The sequence below is a fragment of the Clostridium sp. CTA-7 genome, from assembly GCF_054768095.1.
In genome coordinates this window covers 490,085-510,318 of sequence record NZ_BAAAAV010000003.1, presented here as the reverse complement: position 1 = coordinate 510,318, position 20,234 = coordinate 490,085, and the positions used below count along the sequence as shown (strand labels likewise).

Sequence of the window (20,234 nt, the reverse complement as noted above, 5' to 3'; positions counted from 1 at the left end):
CACTTTTTTATAGAAAAATAATAGATTTTCTAGTATTATTATAATTGTATTATATATATAATTATATTTTGGGAGGGGATTTAATTGAAAAAGTTAAAAAAGGTAATAAGGTCAGTAATAATTATTTCTATAATAATCTTAGGTGTAATATTAATTGTTAAATTTAATAATGGTAATAATGTAACAGTTAAGAAATGGGACAACGTATATAATGAAAACAATATAATGTTTTTTTATGGAAACAAAGATGATGAAAAAATAAAAGTTTTAAAAGATATGTATAATATAGAAAGTGAAATTTCAAAAGAAGGAGATAATTTAAAAAAGGCAATAAAGGTATCAGAAGTATTGAATAGTATAATAACATTTGATGATGTAGCAAATTCTAAGGCAATAAATGGATATGATATATTAAAAGAAAAAAATGGTGCAAAAAAAGCATCTGCTAGAGACCTTGGTATAATTTATAGAGATTTTTTACAAAGTGTTGGATTTACAGCAAGGCTTGGCGAGTTTAAAAGAACTAATGTTAAAGATAGCAAGCAAACTTCATACTATGTTGTAGAATATTGGAGTAAAAAAGATAATAAATGGATAATGATTGATTTTATTGATAGAGGATATTTTGACAAAGAAGGTTTCCCTTGTAGTGCAATGGAACTATTAGATGTAGATATTAGAAATTTAAATTACACAGGAATAAGCAATAGAAGTGATTATATTCCAATGCTAAAAAAATCATTATATACTTATACAATAAATATAGATAATACAACAGATATGAAAAAAAGTAATAGCTATATAACTTATGTAAAGGATATAAATGATATTATTTTTAGGTTTAAAGGAAATTATATTCCTCCTACTATATTTACTCAAAATAAAGAATTAATGAATAAGAACCCTATAGATAATAGTATAGGTGTTGATGAGAAAGCATATATAATTTTAATGAAAAAGCAAGATGAGTCTGAAAATAAAGATGAAAAAGAAGAAAGCTTTGTAGTTGGTGCTTTCAAAAATGGAAGAATAATGGATGAATATTATATTAGAGAAAAAGATAGTGAATTTAGAAAAGTAAAAAACTATTCAGATATATTATTAACTAAGGGAAATAATATAATAGAGCTTTCTTTAGATGGAGAAAATGTAATAAGTAGTATAGAAATAGATTATAAAAAATAAATAGTTATGAAATTCTTTATTAAAATTTATAAATTCTTTAATATAATCTTAATATTTAATGGAATATAAATAATAGACAGTATAGAGTTATAAGGGTATAATAAGATTTGTTATAAATTAGAACATGTCTTAAAAGGAGGAAAAAGAATGGGGTTAGATTTTATCTATATATTAAAGGCTATAGTGATAGCCATAGTAGAAGGTCTTACTGAGTTTGTACCGGTTTCATCAACAGGACATATGATTTTGGTTGGAAGTTTAATAGGATTTTCATCAGGTGCTGCTGGCGCAGAAGAGTTTGCTAAGATGTTTGAAGTAGTTATTCAGCTAGGTGCTATATTAGCAGTAGTAGTATTATATTGGAATAAGCTTTGGGGAGCTGTAGTAGACTTCTTTACTTATATATTTACATTAGGTAAAAAAGGACAAGTGGGTTTTAGATTTGGTATAAATGTTATTATAGCATCAATTCCAGCCTTAATAGTAGGACTGACTTTATATGATAAAATAAAGTCATTATTTAAACCATCAGCAGTAGTAGTTGGGTTTATAGTTGGAGGTATTTTGCTATTAATTATAGAAAATAGATTTAGAAATAAAACATCAAGAAGAGGAAAAACTCCAACAGTAGATGTTTTTGATTTGACACCAATGCAGTCATTAAAAGTTGGCTGTTTCCAAGTTTTATCTATGTGGCCAGGAATGTCGAGAAGTGCATCCACAATCATGGGAGGCTGGATTGCTGGACTTGCGACTCCAGTAGCAGCAGAATTTTCTTTCTTTCTTGCAATTCCAGCTATGATAGGATCATCTGCTATGGACCTATTCAAGTTTGATTATTCTATAATGAATTCTACATATATAGTAGCATTAATTATTGGTTTTATAGTAGCTTTTATTGTATCAATAATAGTTATGGATATGTTTGTAAGTTACTTAAAGAAGAGACCAATGAGAATATTTGCTATCTATAGAATTGTAGCTGGTATAGTTTTATTTGCATTATCAGTTGCTGGAATAGTAACTTTAACTATATAAAATAAGAGTGCCTTTGCACTCTTATTTTATTTTTTTAATTCAATCTCTAATTCTTTTTTTAGATTATCTATTTCTTTAAGGTAATTTTGAAATTTATTTGTTAAGTTAGATTGAATTATATTTATTTTAGATTTTAAAGCTTTAGTAGAATCTAATGCTGAATTTATTTTTCCTTGGATAAAGTAATCTGTAAAGAAATTATCAAATACATAATCCATTACACTAGACATACTATCAAGATTTAAAGAAACATTAATTTCATTACTTAAATCTTTTAACTCTGAGTTATACCTATTAAGTAAAATTTTAATTGTATTAATTGATTTTGCGGCATCATCCATCTTTGATCTTTTAGCCATTGTAGCAATAAGATCTCCACCAATCATATCGTATATCCCCCAATTCTGAGCACTATTCAAATTAGAGATTGCTTTTTCTATGTAGGGAAGAAGTTTATCCCCCTCAGATAATGCTTCTCTTATTTCCTTTAATTCCATAGAAAGATTTTTAATTTTTTCTAAAATTAATGATATTTTTTTACTTTCTTCATTATTTAAGGTTAAAACATATTGAGCTGAATTATTTAAAAGATCATCATATTTTAAATCAATGCTACCAATGTCATTTATATCATTTAAGATTGATTTTTTATTAGATATTAATCTATTTAGGTAATCTTCTGTTTCTATAAATTTAGCTTGAATCTCTAGAAACTCAATTTTTTCCTTAGATAGTTTTTCATCTATGGAACCTTTAATTTTATGGAATAAGTAAGTTAAAGTAAAAGATTCTAAATTATCTACATCCTTTTTTTCTTTAGATAAGGTTTCTTTTAATGATTCTAAGGATTTACTTACTTTGTTTATTTCAGAATCGATAATAGTAAGTTTTGAATTAAGTTTTCTTAAAGAGATTCTTTCTTCTTCAAGTTTTAAAAAATCTTCATTAAAGCTATACATAAATTTTACCCCTTCTCCATGAAAATAATAAATATAAGTATATTATAAGTTATATTATACCGTATATCAATGTGTTTTTAGTTTATTTTATATAAATATAAAAAGGTATTTATGCGAAAATTACTAAAATGAAAAATTTATTGCAAATATAAATAATTTTACTTTTCAGTATAAAATCTTTATGATATCATTAAGATAGAAAATTAACAATAGTACTTTGAAAACAATTGCATAAATTGAGTTAAAGACTATTAAATTTTTTTTATTTTAAATTAACAGAAAATTTAAAATGTATAATCAATTTAAAAGTAACTGAATCGGGTAGGGGGAGTTTGAAATGTCACAACAAATTAAAAAAATAGCATTACTAACAGGTGGTGGAGATTGTCCAGGATTAAATGCAGTTATAAGAGCCGTAACAAGAACAGCTATAATAAATTATGGAATGGAAGTAATAGGTTACAAGTTTGGATATAGAGGATTATACAATAATGATTTCGTACCTCTAACTCTAGATAGTGTGTCAGGTATTCTTCATAGAGGAGGAACTATACTATATAGCTCAAACAAAGACAACTTATTTAATTATTCAGTAGAAGAAAATGGAGTTATTGTTAAAAGGGATGTATCTGATGTAGCGGTAGAAAACCTTAAGAGAGAAGGTGTAGATGTATTAGTTGTTATAGGCGGAGATGGAACTTTAACATCAGCAAGAGATTTTGCAAGAAAAGGAGTTAAAGTTATTGGAGTACCAAAAACAATTGATAATGATTTAGCATCAACAGATGTTACATTTGGTTTTAATACGGCTATAGATGTAGCTACAGAAGCTTTAGATAGATTACATACAACAGCTGAGTCACATCATAGAGTAATGATTTGTGAAGTTATGGGAAGAGGTGCAGGATGGATAGCATTAGAATCTGGTATTGCAGGTTCAGCAGATGTAATTCTTTTACCTGAAATGCCTTATGATATAAATAAAATTGCTGAAAAGGTAAAAGAAAGAGAAGCAGAAGGAAAGAGATTTAGCATAGTGGTAGTAGCAGAAGGAGCAAAACCGAAGGATGGGGAAGTAGTAGTAGCTAAGATAGTTGCTGATAGTCCAGATCCAATTAGGCTTGGTGGAATAGGGAATAAATTAGCTGGTGATCTTGAAAAATTATTACCAGATAAAGAAATAAGATGTACAGTACTTGGACATATTCAAAGGGGTGGTATAACTTCAACATATGATAGAATATTATCAACTAGATATGGAGTTGGAGCTGTGGAGCTAATTAATGAAGGTAAATTTGGTGATATGGTTTGTCTTAAAGATGGAAAGATGTCAAGTGATAGTCTAGAAAATGTTATAGGACAAAAATCAAAATTAGTTGATCCAAACGGAGAATTAGTTAAAATGGCCAAAAAAATAGGAATTTCATTTGCAGATTAGAGGTAAAATAAGTGGTAGGGAGTTAACTCTACCACTATTTTTTTGAATAGATGTAAAATATCTAATAAAAGTTATATAAAATTTTATTAGATACTTCAAAATTTTCTGAAAATATGCTATAATTTTCTTAGGCAGAGATTACAGTAAAGAAAGCTGGAGGGTATTATGAAAGAAATAAAGAAATATTTAGAATCAAGAATTGGAACATATGGATTTTTCTTTGAGGATTTAAAGAGTGGTTATATTTATGGGTATAATGAAAACGTTCAAATGGTAGCAGCAGGATGTATGAAGTTGCCTATATCAGTATCATTAATTAAGGCTGTAGAAAATAAAAAAATAGATTTTCTAGATAAAATTAAAATAGATGGAAAAGATAAGGTTTATGGTACTGGAATAATTCATGAATTTAATGAGAGAGAATATACTGTTTTCGAATTATTAGTTGCAATGTTAATTCAAAGTGATAATACAGCAGCGAACAAGATAATAGATATAGTTGGAATAGATGAGATTAATAGAGATATAAAAGAAATGGGATTAAAAAACACAGTATTAAATAGAAAAACTACTGATGAAAGAAAGGGGAAAAATGAAGTTGAAAATATAACATCAGCGCTAGATCTTGCTAGAATTTGGAGACATTTATATAACTCAACTTATCTAAGCCCAGAAAATAGTCAAATGTTAATTGATATTCTAACAAGACAACAAATAAAAAATAAGTTAGCATTATATATTCCAGATGATTTAAAGTATGAAATTTCAAGCAAAACTGGTGATAAAAATGGTGTGGAAAACGATACACAATTAATTAGATTATCAAAAGGAAACTTTACATTTACAGTTTTATCTATGGGTATACCAAATAGTGTTTATGGGACTGTAACATTAGCGAAATGTGGTAAAATGATGTGGGATAATGTGATGAATAACTGGCATTAATAAAAGAAATGAGATAACTCCTAGGTTTCTGGGGGTTATTTTTTCTTTGTAAATAGATTCGTCAAAAAATCGTCAAAAATTATATTTAAAAAATTTTACTTATTAAATTAGCAGCTTCTTTCATCATATCATTACTTACATGAGAATATGTTTTCATTATTTGCTCTATATCATGGCGAAGTACAGTATCAGCATTTTTAAAACCTATCCTATTTCTAAATGTAAAGTAGGATTAATCCATTAATAAAATGCGATCCTTGAAAATTGAATAATACGGTATCAAGAAAGTATGTTATAATGAATTCATAATAGTAAGAAAATATGAATAAGTTTTTTATTTAACCAATATATGCACTTAAATTTGAAAAGGAGAATTAATTATGATTGAATACAAGTTTGATACCCAGTTACTAATTGAGGGCCATGATCTTTCGGAAGATGAAATTAATGAATATATAACTAAGAATATTGAAGGGGATTGTCTGCTTGCAGTTGGTGATGAAGATTTGATAAAGATTCACTTCCACACTAATACTCCATGGAAAGTGCTTGAGTATTGTGCTTCGTTGGGCGATATCTACGATGTGGTTATAGAGAACATGGAACGCCAAGAGAATGGGTTACAGGGTTAGATGGTGTAGAAATTTCTAATTTATCCAATTAGAAATATATAAATAATCTTAACACATTACAAAAATAAATTAAAAATTAATTGTTATGAAAATACCGTATTATTCAATAGAATATGCGGTATTTTTTATGTGGCAATAATATATAGTTAAGAATGGACTACATAATTAATTCACTCTATATAAAAAATATTTCTAAGTAATTAGTAAAATTTATTCCTTCAAAATTGAACAATGCGGTATTAAAAGTAATTATAACTACATCAATACAGTAGAAATATTAATAGAATTTCATATTTAAGAACAATTATTTAATGTTATGAATATATTAAATTATACAAAAGAAGAAGGTGATAAATATGTGTTTCGGATTTAATGGATTCGGCGGTGGATTTGGTTTTGGATTTAATAGATTTAATAGATGCTGCTGTTGTTGCAGATGTCGTAGAAGACGTAGAAGACGTAGTTAAATTTTAATATGATATAAAGTAATTTGTTATAGTTAAATTAAGATACCGTATTATTCAAAAATGAATATACGGTATTTTTTATTATTAAGGAGGGATAGGATGGATAAAGAACTATTTAGAAAGACAGCAGGTTTTATTTTAAATTAAAAAATCTTACTGGAATCAAAAACTCCAGTAAGATCTAATGAAAACATCCTAATTAATAAAAATTATTTACAATGTTTTAATAACCAAAATCTATTCTTTTATTAGAATGAATTTATATAGATAGTTAACACTAAAGTATATCCTCAGTACTAGTATTAGTGTTAGTATTAGGGTTAGTGTTAGTATTAGTATCAGTTTCACTCTCAGTAGAAGTAAGTCCATTAGTTCCATTAATGGTAACATTTAATGTTATAGTATTTCCATTAGAGGTAGTGTCTGTATTAGAAGTTGCTTGAGCTTGCTCTTGAGTTTGAGCTTGAAGTTGAGCTTGAAGCTGAGCTTGAACTTGGGCTTGAGCTTGAAGTTGAGCTTGAAGCTGAGCTTGAACTTGGGCTTGAGCTTGAAGTTGATTTTGTAATTTATACAATAAACTTAAATAATTATTAGAATTAGTATTTGTATTTGCTGATTCACTTGAACATTCAAAATCATAGTTTCCTGATTCACTTGAACATTCAAAATCATAGTTTTCTGATTCACTTGAATATTCATCATCATAATATCTACTCATAAAAATATCTCCTTATCTTTAGTTTTAACCATCATAAATACATGAGGGTTTTACTTTATAATATGATGATCATGCAAATATAGTCACACATTTAATTTAAAATAAAGAAATTATTATTAGGTTTTTATAATAAAATATAAAATATTTAAGAAATATAAAATCTTAGGTATTAGTATTTTTATTGACAATATTTTAGAATAGTGTTATTCTATGAAAAAAAGATAACCTTTAATTTAATCCAGAGAGATTAACAAGGAAGAGATCGTAATAGCAAAAGAATGTTATTTAGGCCTTATCATACCTTCCTTGAAAAAGGGAAGGTTTTTTATTTTTTAGGAAATTATAAAAAGCTTACCCTGTGAATAAATTTTTATAATTTCCTTCCTTCAGCTTTGAAGTTCGCCTATGTAATTTTGCGATGACTTGGAGCGAAGCGACGGAATAAGCAAAATTTACATAGGTGAACTTTTTTATTATAAAACTTATAAAATACCTTTAAATTTAACACAGAGATGTTAACAAGGAGTGAAGTAAATGAATATGAAAAACAAACATTTAATTGATCCAATGGATTTTTCTAAAGAAGAACTACAAGAAATTTTTAAATTAGCACACCAAATAATAGCAAATCCAAGAGAGTATTCTCATATCTGCGATGGAAAAATTTTAGCTACTTTATTTTACGAACCAAGTACAAGAACAAGGTTTAGCTTTGAAGCTGCAATGATGAAACTTGGTGGTAAAATTCTAGGGTTTTCAGAACCAAATTCAAGTTCAACTGCAAAAGGAGAGACTTTAGCAGATACAATAACTATGGTATCAATATATTCAGACATAATTGCAATGAGACATCCAATGGAAGGCTCAGCTAAGCTTGCAAGTATGTATTCAAATGTATCAGTGATAAATGCAGGAGATGGAGGACATCAGCATCCAACTCAAACATTAACAGATCTTTTAACTATAGAATCCTTAAAAAATGGATTAACGAATCATACCATAGGAATATGTGGAGACTTGAAAAATGGTAGAACAGTTCACTCACTTATAAAAGCCATGTCAAGATACGAAAAAACTAAATTTATCTTAATTTCACCAAAGGAATTATCTATACCAGTTTATATAAGAGAAGAAATACTAACAAAAAATAATATAGAATTTAAAGAGGTTGAAAAATTAGAAGATGTAATAGATGAACTGGATATACTGTATATGACAAGAATTCAAAAAGAGAGATTTTTCAATGAAGAGGAATATATAAGACTTAAAGATAGCTACATTTTAGACGTTGAAAAAATGAATTTAGCTAAAAAAGATATGATAGTTATGCATCCATTACCAAGAGTAAATGAAATTTCCATAGAAGTAGATAAAGATGAGAGAGCTTGCTACTTTAAGCAAGCTGAGTATGGAATGTATGTAAGAATGGCTTTAATAGCAAAGCTTTTGGGGGTGGCGTAAATGCTAGAAATAACAAGTATTAAAAATGGATTAGTAATAGACCACATAAAGGCAGGAATGGGAATAAAAATATTTAATTATTTAAATCTTGATAAGGTTAATAGTCAAGTTGCTTTAATTATGAATGCAGAAAGTGATAAGGTTGGTGAAAAGGATATAATTAAGATAGAAAATTCTTCAGAAATAAATTATACAGTTTTAGGTTTATTATCACCAAATCTTACTATAAATGAAGTTAGAGAGGGAGAAATAGTTAGAAAAATTAAACCAGAACTTCCTAAAAAAGTAGTAGATATATTAATATGTAATAATCCAAGATGTATAACAGAAGAAGAAAAATATGTGCCACATACATTTAACTTAATAGACGAAAATAAAGGAACTTACAAGTGCGACTATTGTGATCATATAACAAAGCTATCTGATTTATAGATTTAAATATAAGCTATGAGGTGAAATTATGAATTTACTAATAAAAAATGCTAGAGTAGTTGATTGCTCACAAGATTTTATTGGAGATGTTTATATAGAAAATGGAAAGATAAAGGAAATAGGATTAAATATAGGAAAAGATAATGTAGAATGTATAGATGCTAAAGGACTTACTTTAATGCCAGGATTTGTTGATACTCATGCGCATTTTAGAGAGCCAGGGCTAACTTATAAAGAGGATATAGAAACAGGATCTAAAGCTGCTTTAAGAGGGGGATATACTGGAGTATGCTTAATGGCAAATACACAACCAATATGTTCAAGTAAGGAAGTTTTGGAAAAAGTTAGAAGTAGGGAAAAAGAGTTAAATTTAATAGATTTACATCAATGTGTTTCGGTTACCAAAGGATTCGATGGAAAAGATATAACTCATTTAGACGAATTTAGCACTGATAATAAACTTAAAGCAATATCAGATGATGGTGTTGGTGTTATGGATTCAGAAATAATGTATAAGGCAATGCTTAAAGCAAAAGAAAATGGATGGGTAATAATGTCTCATGCAGAGGATCATAGTTTCTCAGATATAGATATGAGAATAGCTGAAAATATAATGACATTAAGAGATATATACTTAGCAAAGGAAACAGGCGCAAGATTGCATATGTCTCATGTTAGTACAAAGGAAGCTATAAAATATCTTAAAGAAGCAAAAGGAAAGTATAATAATATAACATGTGAAGTTACACCACATCATATATGTTTAACAAAAGATGTAAATAATTATAGAGTAAATCCTCCTATAAGAGAAAAAGAAGATGTAAAAGAAGTTATAAGAGCAATAAAAGATGGGATTGTTGATTGTATAGGTACAGACCATGCGCCTCATACAAAGGAAGATAAAGAAAAAGGCTCACCAGGAATGGTAGGCTTAGAAACAGCCTTACCAATTTGTTACACAAGCTTAGTTAAGTCTGGTGAAATAAACTTAAATAAATTAAGTGAAATTATGTCCAAGAACGGAGCTAAGATTCTTGGAATGAATAAAGGAATAATTAGTCCAGGAATAGATGGAGATTTAGTAATACTAGACTTAGGTAAGAAAATAACAGTAAATTCAAAAGAATTCCATTCAAAGGCTCAAAATACACCATTTGAAGGAATGGAGTTTTATGGAGAAGTTCAAATGACTATAAAGAGTGGGAAAATACTTTATAGAAAATAGGAGGATAAAATGAAAAGTTTGATAATGGATAAGTTATATAATAGGGTAAATGAAAGAGGAGTAGTATGTGTTGGTTTAGATACAGCCATTGAATACATACCTAAGCATCTTTTTGAAGGAAGAAGCGAAGCTCAGGCTTTAGTTGAATATAATAAGCAAATAATAGATGCAACAATAGATGTAGTTGCTTGTTTTAAAGTACAGATTGCTTACTATGAAGCTTTAGGATTAAAAGGGATGTTAGCTTATAAAGAAACATTAGATTATTTAAGAGAAAAAGATGCGATAATAATTGCTGATATAAAAAGAGGAGATATAGCTGCCACAGCAAAACAATATGCGAAAGCACATTTTGAAGGAGATTTTGAATCTGATTTTATAACTCTAAGTCCATATATGGGAATGGATAGTATTGAGCCATATATACCTTATATGGAGAAAGGAAACAAAGGAGTTTTTTCTCTAGTCAGAACATCTAATAAAGGGGCAGAGGACATAGAAATGCTTAAAACTACAGATGAGAGAGATGTCTATAAAGTAGTTGGTGATAAACTTACTGAGCTTGGTAAGGAAATAGTAGGTGAGTGTGGATACTCAAGCATAGGTGGAGTAATAGGATGTACTCATGTAGAAGAGGGTGTAGAAATAAGAAAAAGATTTAAAAATATGTTCTTCTTAATACCAGGTTATGGTGCTCAAGGTGGAAAGGCTGAAGATGTAGCCTTATATTTAAATAATGGAAATGGAGGAGTTGTAAACTCTTCAAGAGCTATACTTCTAGCATATAAAAAGCAAGAAGGTAGAGAAAAAGAATTTGCTTTATGCGCAAGAGAAGAAGTAATAAGAATGAGAGATGAAATAAGAGTTGCTATAGAAAGTAGATAGGGGGAAAACTAATGAAGACGACTTACACTAAATCAAAGGTTATATCAAATGAAAAAATAGTTGATGGAATATATAAAATGGTCGTTGAAGATAACAATGAAGTAAGAGCTGGACAGTTTTATATGTTAAAGCTAAATGGACAAACTTTACTTCCTAGACCAATAAGTGTATGTGAAAAAAATGAAGGAACTATCACTTTCTTATATGCAGTAGTTGGGAATGGTACTAGAGAATATATCAGCTTAGAAAAAGGAGATTATATAAATCTTATAGGCCCTTTAGGAAATGGATTTAATATAGAAGAATCTTTAGGAAAAGTAGCTTTAGTATCTGGAGGAATTGGAACTGCGCCAATGCTTGAACTTGCTAAAAAGTTAAGAGAAAAGAATAAAGATTCTAAAATAGATTTATATGCAGGCTTTAGAGATGATATATACTTAATAGATGAAATAAAAGAATATGTTAATGAAGCATATGTAAGTACAAATACAGGAAAATATGGGCACAAGGGTTTTGTAACAGATATTTTAAAGGCAGAGGAATATGACACAGTTTTTTGTTGTGGACCCGAAATAATGATGAAAAAGGTTATAGATATGTGCAAAGAAAAAGGCGTTAAGGTGTATGTATCTATGGAAAAACATATGGCTTGTGGTGTAGGAGCATGTCTTGTATGTACATGTAAAACTAAAGATGGGCATAAAAGGACCTGTAAGGATGGTCCAGTATTTAATGGATATTATGTTGAACTTTAAAATCAAAGGAGGAATTTTATAAATGTTGAAAGTAAATATAAATGGAGTAGAATTTAAAAATCCAGTAATAGCAGCATCAGGAACCTTTGGTTTTGGACAAGAATATAATGATTTCTATGATGTGGGGATTTTAGGTGGAATATCATCAAAGGGTTTAACTTTAAATCCTAAAGATGGGAATGAAGGAATTAGAGTATATGAAACTCCATCAGGAATGATGAACTCAGTTGGACTTCAAAATCCAGGAGTAGATAGATTTATAAAAGAAGAACTTCCAAGGATGAAGAAGCTTGGCACTAACATAATTGCAAATGTTGGTGGAGGATGTATGGAAGATTATGAAGAAGCTATTGAAAGGCTAAAAGGAACTGACATAGATATGATTGAACTTAATATATCATGTCCAAATGTAAAGTCAGGAGGAATGGCTTTTGGAATAAAATCAAATGTAGCTTATGAAGTAGTTTCTAAGATAAAGAAAATTACAGATAAGCCTCTTATGGTTAAGCTTTCTCCAAATGCTGAAGATATAGTTAATATGGCAATAAGTTGTGAAGAAGCAGGCGCTGATTCAATATCTTTAATAAACACCTTAAAAGGTTTTGCAGTAGATCCATGTAAAAGAAAGCCTATATTTAATAATGTATATGCAGGGCTATCAGGACCAGCTGTAAAGCCAATAGCATTAAGAATGGTGCATGAAGTATCAAAAGCTGTAAATATACCTGTAGTAGGACTTGGTGGAATTTCTAATGGACTAGACGCAATAGAATTTATGATGGCAGGAGCATCAGCAATTCAAATAGGAACAATAAATTTTGTGAATCCTATGGCGGGTAAAGAAATAATAGATGAAATGGAAAGATTCTGTATTCAGCAAGGAATAAAGGATATAAATGAAATTATAGGATGTATAAAGTAATAAAAAAATACAGGTAGATTAATATAATTATCTACCTGTATTTTAAAATCAATTAAGACAGTAAATAAATTTGTGTAAAATGAAACCTATGTACTGTATTTTAAAAAAATATATTATATATTATTTTTTTAAGAATACTCCAGTTATTATATTTATAATATCCTTTATTGTATCTAATTGATTAACAATTCCATCTTTCATAACTATAGCTTCAGCAGTAGTTTCAATTGCTACATCACTTATATCTTTAACATTTTCAGATATACCATTTAAGTTCTTAATTGTATTATCTAAATTAGATTTATTATCTTTAAGAGCAGTATCTATGGTACTTATAAGAAATATAAGCTTTCTTAGTGCTAATATAAGATAAACTAATGCCACAACGGCAACAATAACGATAATAGTTAATAAAAGAGTATTAACATCAATAGTAATAGTCATTTGTGTAACCTCACTTAATATTTATTAAAATAAGTATAATTAATTAACTATTTAGATAGTTGAATCCTCTTTTATTTCATTAACAACTTCCTCTGATACTTCCTTATTTAATACTTCTTCATTAGATTCATCTACAACTTCTTCAGCAACTGCTTTTTTTGATTCAAGATATTTTGAAATCTTATCTTTAGCTTCAGAAAAGTTTGATTTTGCATCTTCAGCAACATTTGAAGCTGTATTTTTTATTGTATTATTTAAATCACTAGCAGTTTCCTTTATAGATTTTCTAGTATCTTTACCTGCTTTAGGAGCGAATAATAATCCACTAGCTAGTCCAGCGGCAACTCCAAGTGTTGCACCTAAGGCAAGATTTTTAGCAGTTTTAGTTTTTTCTTTTTTAGCCTTTTCTTTTCTTTTTTGTTCGATTAAATTTGTCAAATTCATATCAAAATCCTCCTTTTATGGTAAATTATTTATAGTGTATATAAATGATTATAAATCAACCAAGGTATAAATACAAGTTATATGCAGAATAAGCTAATCTTATTAGAAGATGTACAAGTTTCCAATAAAAAACTTTATATTATAGCTTAAATAATGTAATATATATATGAGTAAGAATTAAGATTTTATTAGAATCATTGTATTAATAAGTATCTAGTTATAAATAATATTATATAAAGTTAAGGAGGATACAATGAAAGTTAAAAAAGGAAGTATAGTTTTTAGTATAGTAATTGCAATTTTATTATTATCTATAGTATTAATAGTAAAAAATATATTAAATAAAGAATCAAAAGAAGTTGTAGTAGCTAAAAAATTTATAGAAAAATTATGTGAAAACAATATGGTAGAGGAATATAATAATTCTAAAAGTATAGTTGAAGAGGGGCATTTAAATAAATTGGCCAATAAAAACTCTCAAATACAGTATTCTGTAATAGTAGGAAAGTATGGTGTTGATATAGATAAAAATTATAATGTATTAGGATTTTCAAATAAAAATACAAGTATAGAAAATAATAAAAACATTATAGCTGAAAATGAGGCTGTTAGTTTAGCCACTAGATATGTTAGTGAAATTACAGATGATGATTTTAGATTTAAAGAAGTAAGGGTACGAGAAGGCGAGGAAAGTCCTTGTCACAATGTAGTATTCTATAAATATAGAGATGGATATCCTTATTATAAACAAGAAATAAATGCAATGATCGATAAAAGAACTGGTAAATTAGAAGGGTATTCAAATTATCCACTAGATCACATAAAGCATATAGATAAAATTAATATTAATGAAGAAGATGCAAGTAATAGTATAAAGAAATATTTTGTTAATCTTAATTTAAAAGCTGAAATTTTAGGTGATCCTACGCTTTATTATATTTCAATAAAAGATGATAAGATGGCACTAGCATATGTGTACAATGTAAAAGTCATTAATTCAGATAACAAAGAAGAAAAGGTTACTATATTTTTGGAAGCAGATTCAGGAGAGATAATAAATTCTAATTTGGAAGCAGTGGCAAAAAGTTAATAAAAAGGGATATTTGAATTAAATTTAACTCAAATGTCCCTTTTTTCTTATATTTAAAATATTTTTATTACCATTCTGTTACTTCATATCCAAGCTCAGGAATTGATGAAGCTGTAAATACTGGATCCTTTATACCAGATTTTTTTTGTTTTTTATAATCATCTAATGCTCTAAATGCAATCTTACTTAATAATACAATTGCTACTAGATTTATTATAGCCATGAATCCCATAAATACATCAGCTAGGTTCCAAACTATATCCATGCTAACAAGAGAGCCAAAGAATACCATTGCTCCAACAGCTATTCTATAAACTTGTAAATAAATTTTTTTGTTAGTAATAAATTGAATATTTGCTTCTCCATAATAGTAATTTCCAACTATAGAACTAAATGCAAATAATAAAATACATATTGAAATAAATATTCCACCCCAAGAACCTACTTGAGAAGTTAGAGCCATTTGTGTAAGCTCTATACCCTTAACACTTCCATCAAGAGGAGCATCAGATAGTAGTATTATAAAGGCAGTACAACTACAAATTATAAGTGTATCTGTAAAAACTCCAAGTGTTTGAATAAATCCTTGTTTAACAGGATGTGACACAGTAGCAGTAGCAGCAGCATTAGGAGCAGATCCCATACCAGCTTCATTAGAAAATAGTCCTCTTTTTATACCTTGCATTAATGCAGCCCCGATTCCACCACCAACAACTTGATGTACACCAAAAGCATTCTCAAAAATCATTTCTAATACTGCAGGAAGATGTCCAATATTTTTAATAACTATAAACAATGCTACAACTATATAGGCAATAGCCATAATAGGAACTAAAACACTTGAAACTTTTGCAATTCTATTTACTCCTCCAAAAATTATTACTATAGTAAGCAATGTTATAAGAGCACCAACAATGGCCCTATTAAATCCAAAAGAAGTATTTAAGGAAAGGGTTATAGTATTTGCTTGAACTGAGTTAAATACTAATCCAAAGGCGATAGTTATAAGAATCGCAAAAGTAACACCCATCCATTTCTTTTTAAGTCCTCGAGCCATATAGTAGGCAGGGCCGCCTCTAAAGGTATTACCATCTTTCACTTTATAAATTTGTGCTAAAGTAGATTCTATAAAGCTTGAAGCGGCTCCAATAAGTGCTATAAGCCACATCCAAAATATTGCACCAGGACCTCCAATAGCAATAGCAGTTGCTATACCAGCTAAATTACCAGTACCAACTCTAGAGGCTGTGCTTATACAAAAGGCTTCAAATGACGATACAGAATGATGGTCTTTCTCACCAGTAGCACCATCTCCTAGTAATCTAAACATTTCTTTAAGATTTCTAAATTGAACAAATTTTGTTTTAAAAGTAAAATAAAGACCAATTATAATAAGCATAGCAATTAAAATATAAGTCCATAAAAAATCATTAAAGTTTAAAATTATATTATTAAAAAATTCCATATAATGAAAATCCCCCTTTTCTTTTGTTACAAGTTAAATTTTATCTTAGAATATAATATATATTATTTATAATTAAATTGCAAGAAAAAAGTTTTGCTATTTCATAAAATGGGGAAAAGTATGAGAATTTTTATTTTAAATAGTATATAATGAATTAATAACTGACAACTTATTCATAATAGTAGTTGTAGTTAAAATTTTATAATAAAAAAGAGAACCAATGTGGTTCTCTTTAAAATAATTAATCTTCATTAGGATTAGGAGCTGGTTCAGATCCACCAGCCTCTTGAGATTCCTTTAATTCTATAACAATTGTATCGCCTTTTTTAGCTTTATCAGATGATAAACTCTTAATTATTCTAGTTTTTGCATTGTTATTAGAAATCTTAACATTTACTCCTTTAGATTTTAATAAACTTATTGCATCATCTGCATTTCCACCTACAGCAATTCCTAAGTCAGATAGTTTAAACTCTTCATCCTTTGGAGGATTTGGAGCAGATTTACTATCATCTTTTTCTGTTGGAACAATATATTTATAATCAGCTGCACCTGAATATGGGTTATCTTTTCTTATAAATACTCTTTCTTCAATTAAACCTTTAGGAGTATTTTCTGTTGCTAATTTATTATTATTTTTATTAACTTTAGCAGTTACATGAACATCACAAACTCCTGTAGGCTCAGTTCCAGCTATAAATAATTCGTTACGTACTCTTGAGCCTCTTGGATCTCTAGCACATAAATCTGTAGGTCTTTTTCCAGAATCCCTACATACAGCTACACTTGTAACACCACCAGGATTTTCATCGAATTCTTTATACTCTAATCCTTGGTGAACTGGAGCCATAATTGCTCCCCATAAAGCAGCAGCAGAAGAGCTATAACTTCTTCCTCCCATTGGATCATGATTATCGTATCCAATCCATACAGAAGCTGAGTAGTATGGAGTTAAACCTGCAAATAAGAAGTCAGTAACCCTATCTGTTGTTCCAGTCTTACCTATAACAGGCATATTAGGTATTTTAGCTTGAGCACCATCAAAAGTTAAAGGACCTTTAAGTAAATCTCTCATAATATAAGCAGTTTGAGGAGAAAATACTTGGTCTTGCTTAAGCTTAGGCTCTAATATAACTTTTCCATTTGCATCAACTACTTTAGTATATAAAATTGGATTTGTGTACAATCCATTATTACCAAAGCTTCCAAAAGCAGATGCAAGCTTAAAAGTATTACCACCGTCAGGGTTTCCATTTTCATCTGCCCCATTAAATTCACCTAGAGCTAAAGTAGCTAAAACTTTAGATTTTTCACCATAAACCAAACCTAATTTTTCACCGTAAGATAAACCATTTTCAACTCCAAGCTTATCTTCAACTATTATAGTAGGTATATTCTTAGATAAAGCAATAGCTTCTCTTGATGTAATTAAACCATCAGAAACATGGTTCCAGTTTGCAGGGTTCCAGCCAGGATACTTACTTTGAATAGAAGCTGGAAGCAGTGCATCGTCTATAGCAGTTGCAGCAGTTATAGTTTTAGTATCTATTGCAGGACCATAAACAGTTATAGGTTTTGTAGTTGATCCTATAGATCTTAAAGCGTCATAAGCTCTATTTGTAGATCTAGCTGGCTGTTGACCTCTACCACCAACAAGAGCTTTAACTTGACCAGTTCTATAATCCGTTATTACAGCAGAAGCTTGTAATGCTGGAGTACCATTTTCATCAAGAGTTTCTGGATTAGCATATATATCTATTTGAAGATTGTCTCTATTATCAAGAACAGCTTGAGTAGAGTCTTGCATTTTTCTATCCATAGTAGTATAAATTTTAAGACCACCAGTAGCAAATAATTTATCTACTTCTTCATCAGTATACTTATAAACTTCTTTTAAGTCATTTTTTACTTGATCTAAAGCAGGATAAACAAACCATTCATAGTTTATTTTATAATCAACAACTGTTTGAGAAAAAGCAAATTTATTTTCATTTGTGAATGCATAAGCTTCATCATATTCTGCTTGAGTTATATATCCTAAATCTCTCATTTTCATAAGAACAGTTTTAGTTCTATCTAAGTAAAGTGTAGGATCTTCTTTATTAGCGGGATTATATGGGCTATAAGCACTAGGTGCTTGAGTTAATCCTGCAATAAATGCCGATTCAGGTAAATTTAAATCCTTAGCATCTTTATCAAAGAAATAATTTGCAGCGGCTTCAACTCCATAAATTGTTCCACTTAAAGGAATTGTATTTAAATAAGCCTCTAAAATTTGATCTTTTGAAAGTTTACTTTCTAATTTTAAAGAAAGATACATTTCTCTTATTTTTCTTTCAACTTTAACGTCATTTGTTAAAAGAGTATTTTTTATTAATTGCTGAGTAAGTGTAGATCCACCTTGTACACTCCCTTTTCCAGTAAGATAAAACATTGCGGATCTATAAGTTGAACCTAAAGTTCTTTTTACATCTACACCTTTATGTGTATAGAAACGCTCATCTTCAATTGAAACATAAGCATCTTTTAAATATTTTGACATTTCATCCAATTTTATTTTATATCTTTCTTCTTTTGTTGGAAGGTTATCAATATATTTACCTTCACTATCATATAGCATAGAAGGTTCATTTAAGTTTAAAACTGCATTTACATCAAGAGGTGGTGTACTTTTAATTATTGCAAACACATAACCAAGACCAACTACAAAGCATAGAAGTCCTGCAATTAATATTGTAAGAAAAGTTCTCTTTATTATTTTTTTATATCTAGGTTGATTTTTTTTCTTTTTAGAGCTTTTGCCATTGTTCTTATTGTTATTAGTATTGGCTTGGCTTTTTTCTGTTCTAGAAGTGTCTTTATTAGCCATTTCTTCCTCCCTTAAAATTAAAATTATTTAATATTATAAAATAAATAATATAGAATATTATAGCATATTTATATAAAGAATAAAATAATAACTCTAGAAGGTGCTTATGAAGTATTATACAAAAAAACCCAAAATGCGATTTCAAATTAAACATCCTAAACTTATAATGGTTATTATTGCCTTTTGCATCTTATTTAATTCTATATTGTATTTTTTTAATAAAAGTATTTTACCAGCAGTTATGAAGATAGCAGAAGAGAAGTTGAAAAGAGAAGCTACAGATATAATTCATGAAACAGCTTTAGATATTTATTCTAATGAATTTGATTATTCTGATATGATAATTATTGAAAAAGATAATGATGGTAATATAACTATGTTAAGAGCAGACACAGTAAAATTAAATTACTTATCATCTAAATTAGTTTTAGCGTCAAATGATAAAATAGAAGAATTACAAGAAGTAGGGCTAGATGTTCCATTAGGATACATGAGTGAAAATTTAGTAATTCATAATTTAGGCCCAAAAATAAATATAAAAATGAATCAAATAGGAAATATAACTAGTAGCTATGAATCAGTATTTGAAAGTGCAGGAATAAACCAAACAAGGCATAAAATATATTTAAATGTAAATATGAGGATGAAAGTAGTTATACCTCTAAACAGTAAAGATGTAGAAATAGCATGTCAAATACCAATATCAGAAACTATAATTGTAGGAAAGATTCCTAATACAGCAATTGAATTAAATAGACCGTAAATCTAAAAAAGCATAATGAATAGTGGAAAATTAAGAAAAAACTCCCTTATGGGAGTTTTTAATTTTAAATATTTTTTGCAATTATTAAATTATTAAA

At 28.5% G+C, this 20,234-nt stretch carries 19 protein-coding genes; 13 read left to right on the top strand and 6 right to left on the bottom strand.

Annotated features, from left to right (window positions below; genetic code table 11):
- Window positions 1–84 precede the first annotated feature (84 nt).
- Complete coding sequence (locus ACYUEX_RS08540; protein WP_460287613.1) at window positions 85–1,185, top strand: hypothetical protein; 1,101 nt, start codon at window positions 85–87, stop codon at window positions 1,183–1,185.
- 147 nt (window positions 1,186–1,332) lie between these two features.
- Window positions 1,333–2,223 carry an undecaprenyl-diphosphate phosphatase gene (locus ACYUEX_RS08535; protein WP_460287611.1) on the top strand — a complete coding sequence of 297 codons (891 nt, stop codon included), beginning with the start codon at window positions 1,333–1,335 and terminating at the stop codon, window positions 2,221–2,223.
- A 26-nt stretch (window positions 2,224–2,249) separates the two neighbouring features.
- Here ACYUEX_RS08535 and ACYUEX_RS08530 read toward each other — a convergent pair whose 3' ends face one another.
- On the bottom strand, window positions 2,250–3,182 hold the full coding sequence (locus tag ACYUEX_RS08530; protein WP_460287609.1) for a hypothetical protein: 933 nt from the start codon (window positions 3,180–3,182) through the stop codon (window positions 2,250–2,252).
- A gap of 337 nt (window positions 3,183–3,519) precedes the next feature.
- On the opposite strand from ACYUEX_RS08530, the gene ACYUEX_RS08525 reads away from it, so the two are divergent.
- From ACYUEX_RS08525 to ACYUEX_RS08515, 3 genes are all read left to right on the top strand, one after another.
- Window positions 3,520–4,620, top strand: coding sequence for a 6-phosphofructokinase (locus ACYUEX_RS08525; RefSeq protein ID WP_460287607.1), 1,101 nt, complete (start codon window positions 3,520–3,522; stop codon window positions 4,618–4,620).
- A gap of 165 nt (window positions 4,621–4,785) precedes the next feature.
- Window positions 4,786–5,565, top strand: coding sequence for a serine hydrolase (locus tag ACYUEX_RS08520; protein WP_460287604.1), 780 nt, complete (start codon window positions 4,786–4,788; stop codon window positions 5,563–5,565).
- 380 nt (window positions 5,566–5,945) lie between these two features.
- Entirely contained in the window at window positions 5,946–6,197 is a 252-nt protein-coding gene (locus ACYUEX_RS08515) for a kinase to dihydroxyacetone kinase (RefSeq protein ID WP_411168144.1), read from the top strand.
- Window positions 6,198–6,941: 744 nt separating this feature from the next.
- On the opposite strand, the gene ACYUEX_RS08510 is transcribed toward ACYUEX_RS08515, so the two are convergent.
- Window positions 6,942–7,382 (bottom strand): hypothetical protein, encoded by a 441-nt coding sequence (locus ACYUEX_RS08510; protein ID WP_460287602.1) that lies wholly within the window; start codon window positions 7,380–7,382, stop codon window positions 6,942–6,944.
- A gap of 534 nt (window positions 7,383–7,916) precedes the next feature.
- Between ACYUEX_RS08510 and pyrB the strand changes: the two genes are divergently transcribed.
- Genes pyrB through ACYUEX_RS08480 form a run of 6 tightly spaced genes read left to right on the top strand, consistent with a single transcriptional unit; the run spans window position 7,917 to window position 13,062 of the window.
- Window positions 7,917–8,843 carry an aspartate carbamoyltransferase gene (pyrB, locus tag ACYUEX_RS08505; protein WP_460287600.1) on the top strand — a complete coding sequence of 309 codons (927 nt, stop codon included), beginning with the start codon at window positions 7,917–7,919 and terminating at the stop codon, window positions 8,841–8,843.
- Window positions 8,844–9,275 (top strand): aspartate carbamoyltransferase regulatory subunit, encoded by a 432-nt coding sequence (locus ACYUEX_RS08500; RefSeq protein ID WP_460287598.1) that lies wholly within the window; start codon window positions 8,844–8,846, stop codon window positions 9,273–9,275. It abuts the gene before it with no gap.
- A gap of 28 nt (window positions 9,276–9,303) precedes the next feature.
- The gene (locus ACYUEX_RS08495) at window positions 9,304–10,500 is read left to right on the top strand and encodes a dihydroorotase (RefSeq protein WP_460287597.1); all 1,197 of its coding nucleotides are present in this window, start codon (window positions 9,304–9,306) and stop codon (window positions 10,498–10,500) included.
- 9 nt (window positions 10,501–10,509) lie between these two features.
- Window positions 10,510–11,385 carry an orotidine-5'-phosphate decarboxylase gene (gene pyrF, locus ACYUEX_RS08490; protein WP_460287595.1) on the top strand — a complete coding sequence of 292 codons (876 nt, stop codon included), beginning with the start codon at window positions 10,510–10,512 and terminating at the stop codon, window positions 11,383–11,385.
- An 11-nt stretch (window positions 11,386–11,396) separates the two neighbouring features.
- The gene (locus tag ACYUEX_RS08485; protein ID WP_460287593.1) at window positions 11,397–12,140 is read left to right on the top strand and encodes a dihydroorotate dehydrogenase electron transfer subunit; all 744 of its coding nucleotides are present in this window, start codon (window positions 11,397–11,399) and stop codon (window positions 12,138–12,140) included.
- Between the two features lie 22 nt (window positions 12,141–12,162).
- A complete protein-coding gene (locus ACYUEX_RS08480; protein WP_460287591.1) occupies window positions 12,163–13,062 on the top strand; it encodes a dihydroorotate dehydrogenase in 900 nt (299 codons plus the stop codon).
- A 120-nt stretch (window positions 13,063–13,182) separates the two neighbouring features.
- On the opposite strand, the gene ACYUEX_RS08475 is transcribed toward ACYUEX_RS08480, so the two are convergent.
- Window positions 13,183–13,506: a hypothetical protein gene (locus ACYUEX_RS08475; RefSeq protein WP_460287589.1), complete on the bottom strand. Its 324-nt coding sequence runs from the start codon at window positions 13,504–13,506 to the stop codon at window positions 13,183–13,185.
- A gap of 51 nt (window positions 13,507–13,557) precedes the next feature.
- Window positions 13,558–13,950, bottom strand: coding sequence for a YtxH domain-containing protein (locus ACYUEX_RS08470; RefSeq protein WP_460287587.1), 393 nt, complete (start codon window positions 13,948–13,950; stop codon window positions 13,558–13,560).
- Window positions 13,951–14,203: 253 nt separating this feature from the next.
- Here ACYUEX_RS08470 and ACYUEX_RS08465 point away from each other — a divergent pair, with 253 nt between their 5' ends.
- Window positions 14,204–15,040, top strand: coding sequence for a hypothetical protein (locus ACYUEX_RS08465; RefSeq protein WP_460287585.1), 837 nt, complete (start codon window positions 14,204–14,206; stop codon window positions 15,038–15,040).
- A 67-nt stretch (window positions 15,041–15,107) separates the two neighbouring features.
- Here ACYUEX_RS08465 and ACYUEX_RS08460 read toward each other — a convergent pair whose 3' ends face one another.
- Complete coding sequence (locus ACYUEX_RS08460) at window positions 15,108–16,505, bottom strand: alanine/glycine:cation symporter family protein (protein WP_460287583.1); 1,398 nt, start codon at window positions 16,503–16,505, stop codon at window positions 15,108–15,110.
- Between the two features lie 241 nt (window positions 16,506–16,746).
- The gene (locus ACYUEX_RS08455) at window positions 16,747–19,374 is read right to left on the bottom strand and encodes a transglycosylase domain-containing protein (protein ID WP_460287581.1); all 2,628 of its coding nucleotides are present in this window, start codon (window positions 19,372–19,374) and stop codon (window positions 16,747–16,749) included.
- Window positions 19,375–19,507: 133 nt separating this feature from the next.
- Between ACYUEX_RS08455 and yunB the strand changes: the two genes are divergently transcribed.
- Complete coding sequence (gene yunB, locus ACYUEX_RS08450) at window positions 19,508–20,137, top strand: sporulation protein YunB (protein WP_460287579.1); 630 nt, start codon at window positions 19,508–19,510, stop codon at window positions 20,135–20,137.
- Window positions 20,138–20,234 lie beyond the last annotated feature (97 nt).

Bases quoted from the DNA above. Each gene is read 5' to 3' on its own strand.
- ACYUEX_RS08535 (WP_460287611.1), top strand. From the start codon at position 1,333: ATGGGGTTAGATTTTATCTATATATTAAAGGCTATAGTGATAGCCATA.
- ACYUEX_RS08530 (WP_460287609.1), bottom strand. From the start codon at position 3,182: ATGTATAGCTTTAATGAAGATTTTTTAAAACTTGAAGAAGAAAGAATC.
- ACYUEX_RS08525 (WP_460287607.1), top strand. From the start codon at position 3,520: ATGTCACAACAAATTAAAAAAATAGCATTACTAACAGGTGGTGGAGAT.
- ACYUEX_RS08520 (WP_460287604.1), top strand. From the start codon at position 4,786: ATGAAAGAAATAAAGAAATATTTAGAATCAAGAATTGGAACATATGGA.
- ACYUEX_RS08515 (WP_411168144.1), top strand. From the start codon at position 5,946: ATGATTGAATACAAGTTTGATACCCAGTTACTAATTGAGGGCCATGAT.
- ACYUEX_RS08510 (WP_460287602.1), bottom strand. From the start codon at position 7,382: ATGAGTAGATATTATGATGATGAATATTCAAGTGAATCAGAAAACTAT.
- pyrB (WP_460287600.1), top strand. From the start codon at position 7,917: ATGAATATGAAAAACAAACATTTAATTGATCCAATGGATTTTTCTAAA.
- ACYUEX_RS08500 (WP_460287598.1), top strand. From the start codon at position 8,844: ATGCTAGAAATAACAAGTATTAAAAATGGATTAGTAATAGACCACATA.
- ACYUEX_RS08495 (WP_460287597.1), top strand. From the start codon at position 9,304: ATGAATTTACTAATAAAAAATGCTAGAGTAGTTGATTGCTCACAAGAT.
- pyrF (WP_460287595.1), top strand. From the start codon at position 10,510: ATGAAAAGTTTGATAATGGATAAGTTATATAATAGGGTAAATGAAAGA.
- ACYUEX_RS08485 (WP_460287593.1), top strand. From the start codon at position 11,397: ATGAAGACGACTTACACTAAATCAAAGGTTATATCAAATGAAAAAATA.
- ACYUEX_RS08480 (WP_460287591.1), top strand. From the start codon at position 12,163: ATGTTGAAAGTAAATATAAATGGAGTAGAATTTAAAAATCCAGTAATA.
- ACYUEX_RS08475 (WP_460287589.1), bottom strand. From the start codon at position 13,506: ATGACTATTACTATTGATGTTAATACTCTTTTATTAACTATTATCGTT.
- ACYUEX_RS08470 (WP_460287587.1), bottom strand. From the start codon at position 13,950: ATGAATTTGACAAATTTAATCGAACAAAAAAGAAAAGAAAAGGCTAAA.
- ACYUEX_RS08465 (WP_460287585.1), top strand. From the start codon at position 14,204: ATGAAAGTTAAAAAAGGAAGTATAGTTTTTAGTATAGTAATTGCAATT.
- ACYUEX_RS08460 (WP_460287583.1), bottom strand. From the start codon at position 16,505: ATGGAATTTTTTAATAATATAATTTTAAACTTTAATGATTTTTTATGG.
- ACYUEX_RS08455 (WP_460287581.1), bottom strand. From the start codon at position 19,374: ATGGCTAATAAAGACACTTCTAGAACAGAAAAAAGCCAAGCCAATACT.
- yunB (WP_460287579.1), top strand. From the start codon at position 19,508: ATGCGATTTCAAATTAAACATCCTAAACTTATAATGGTTATTATTGCC.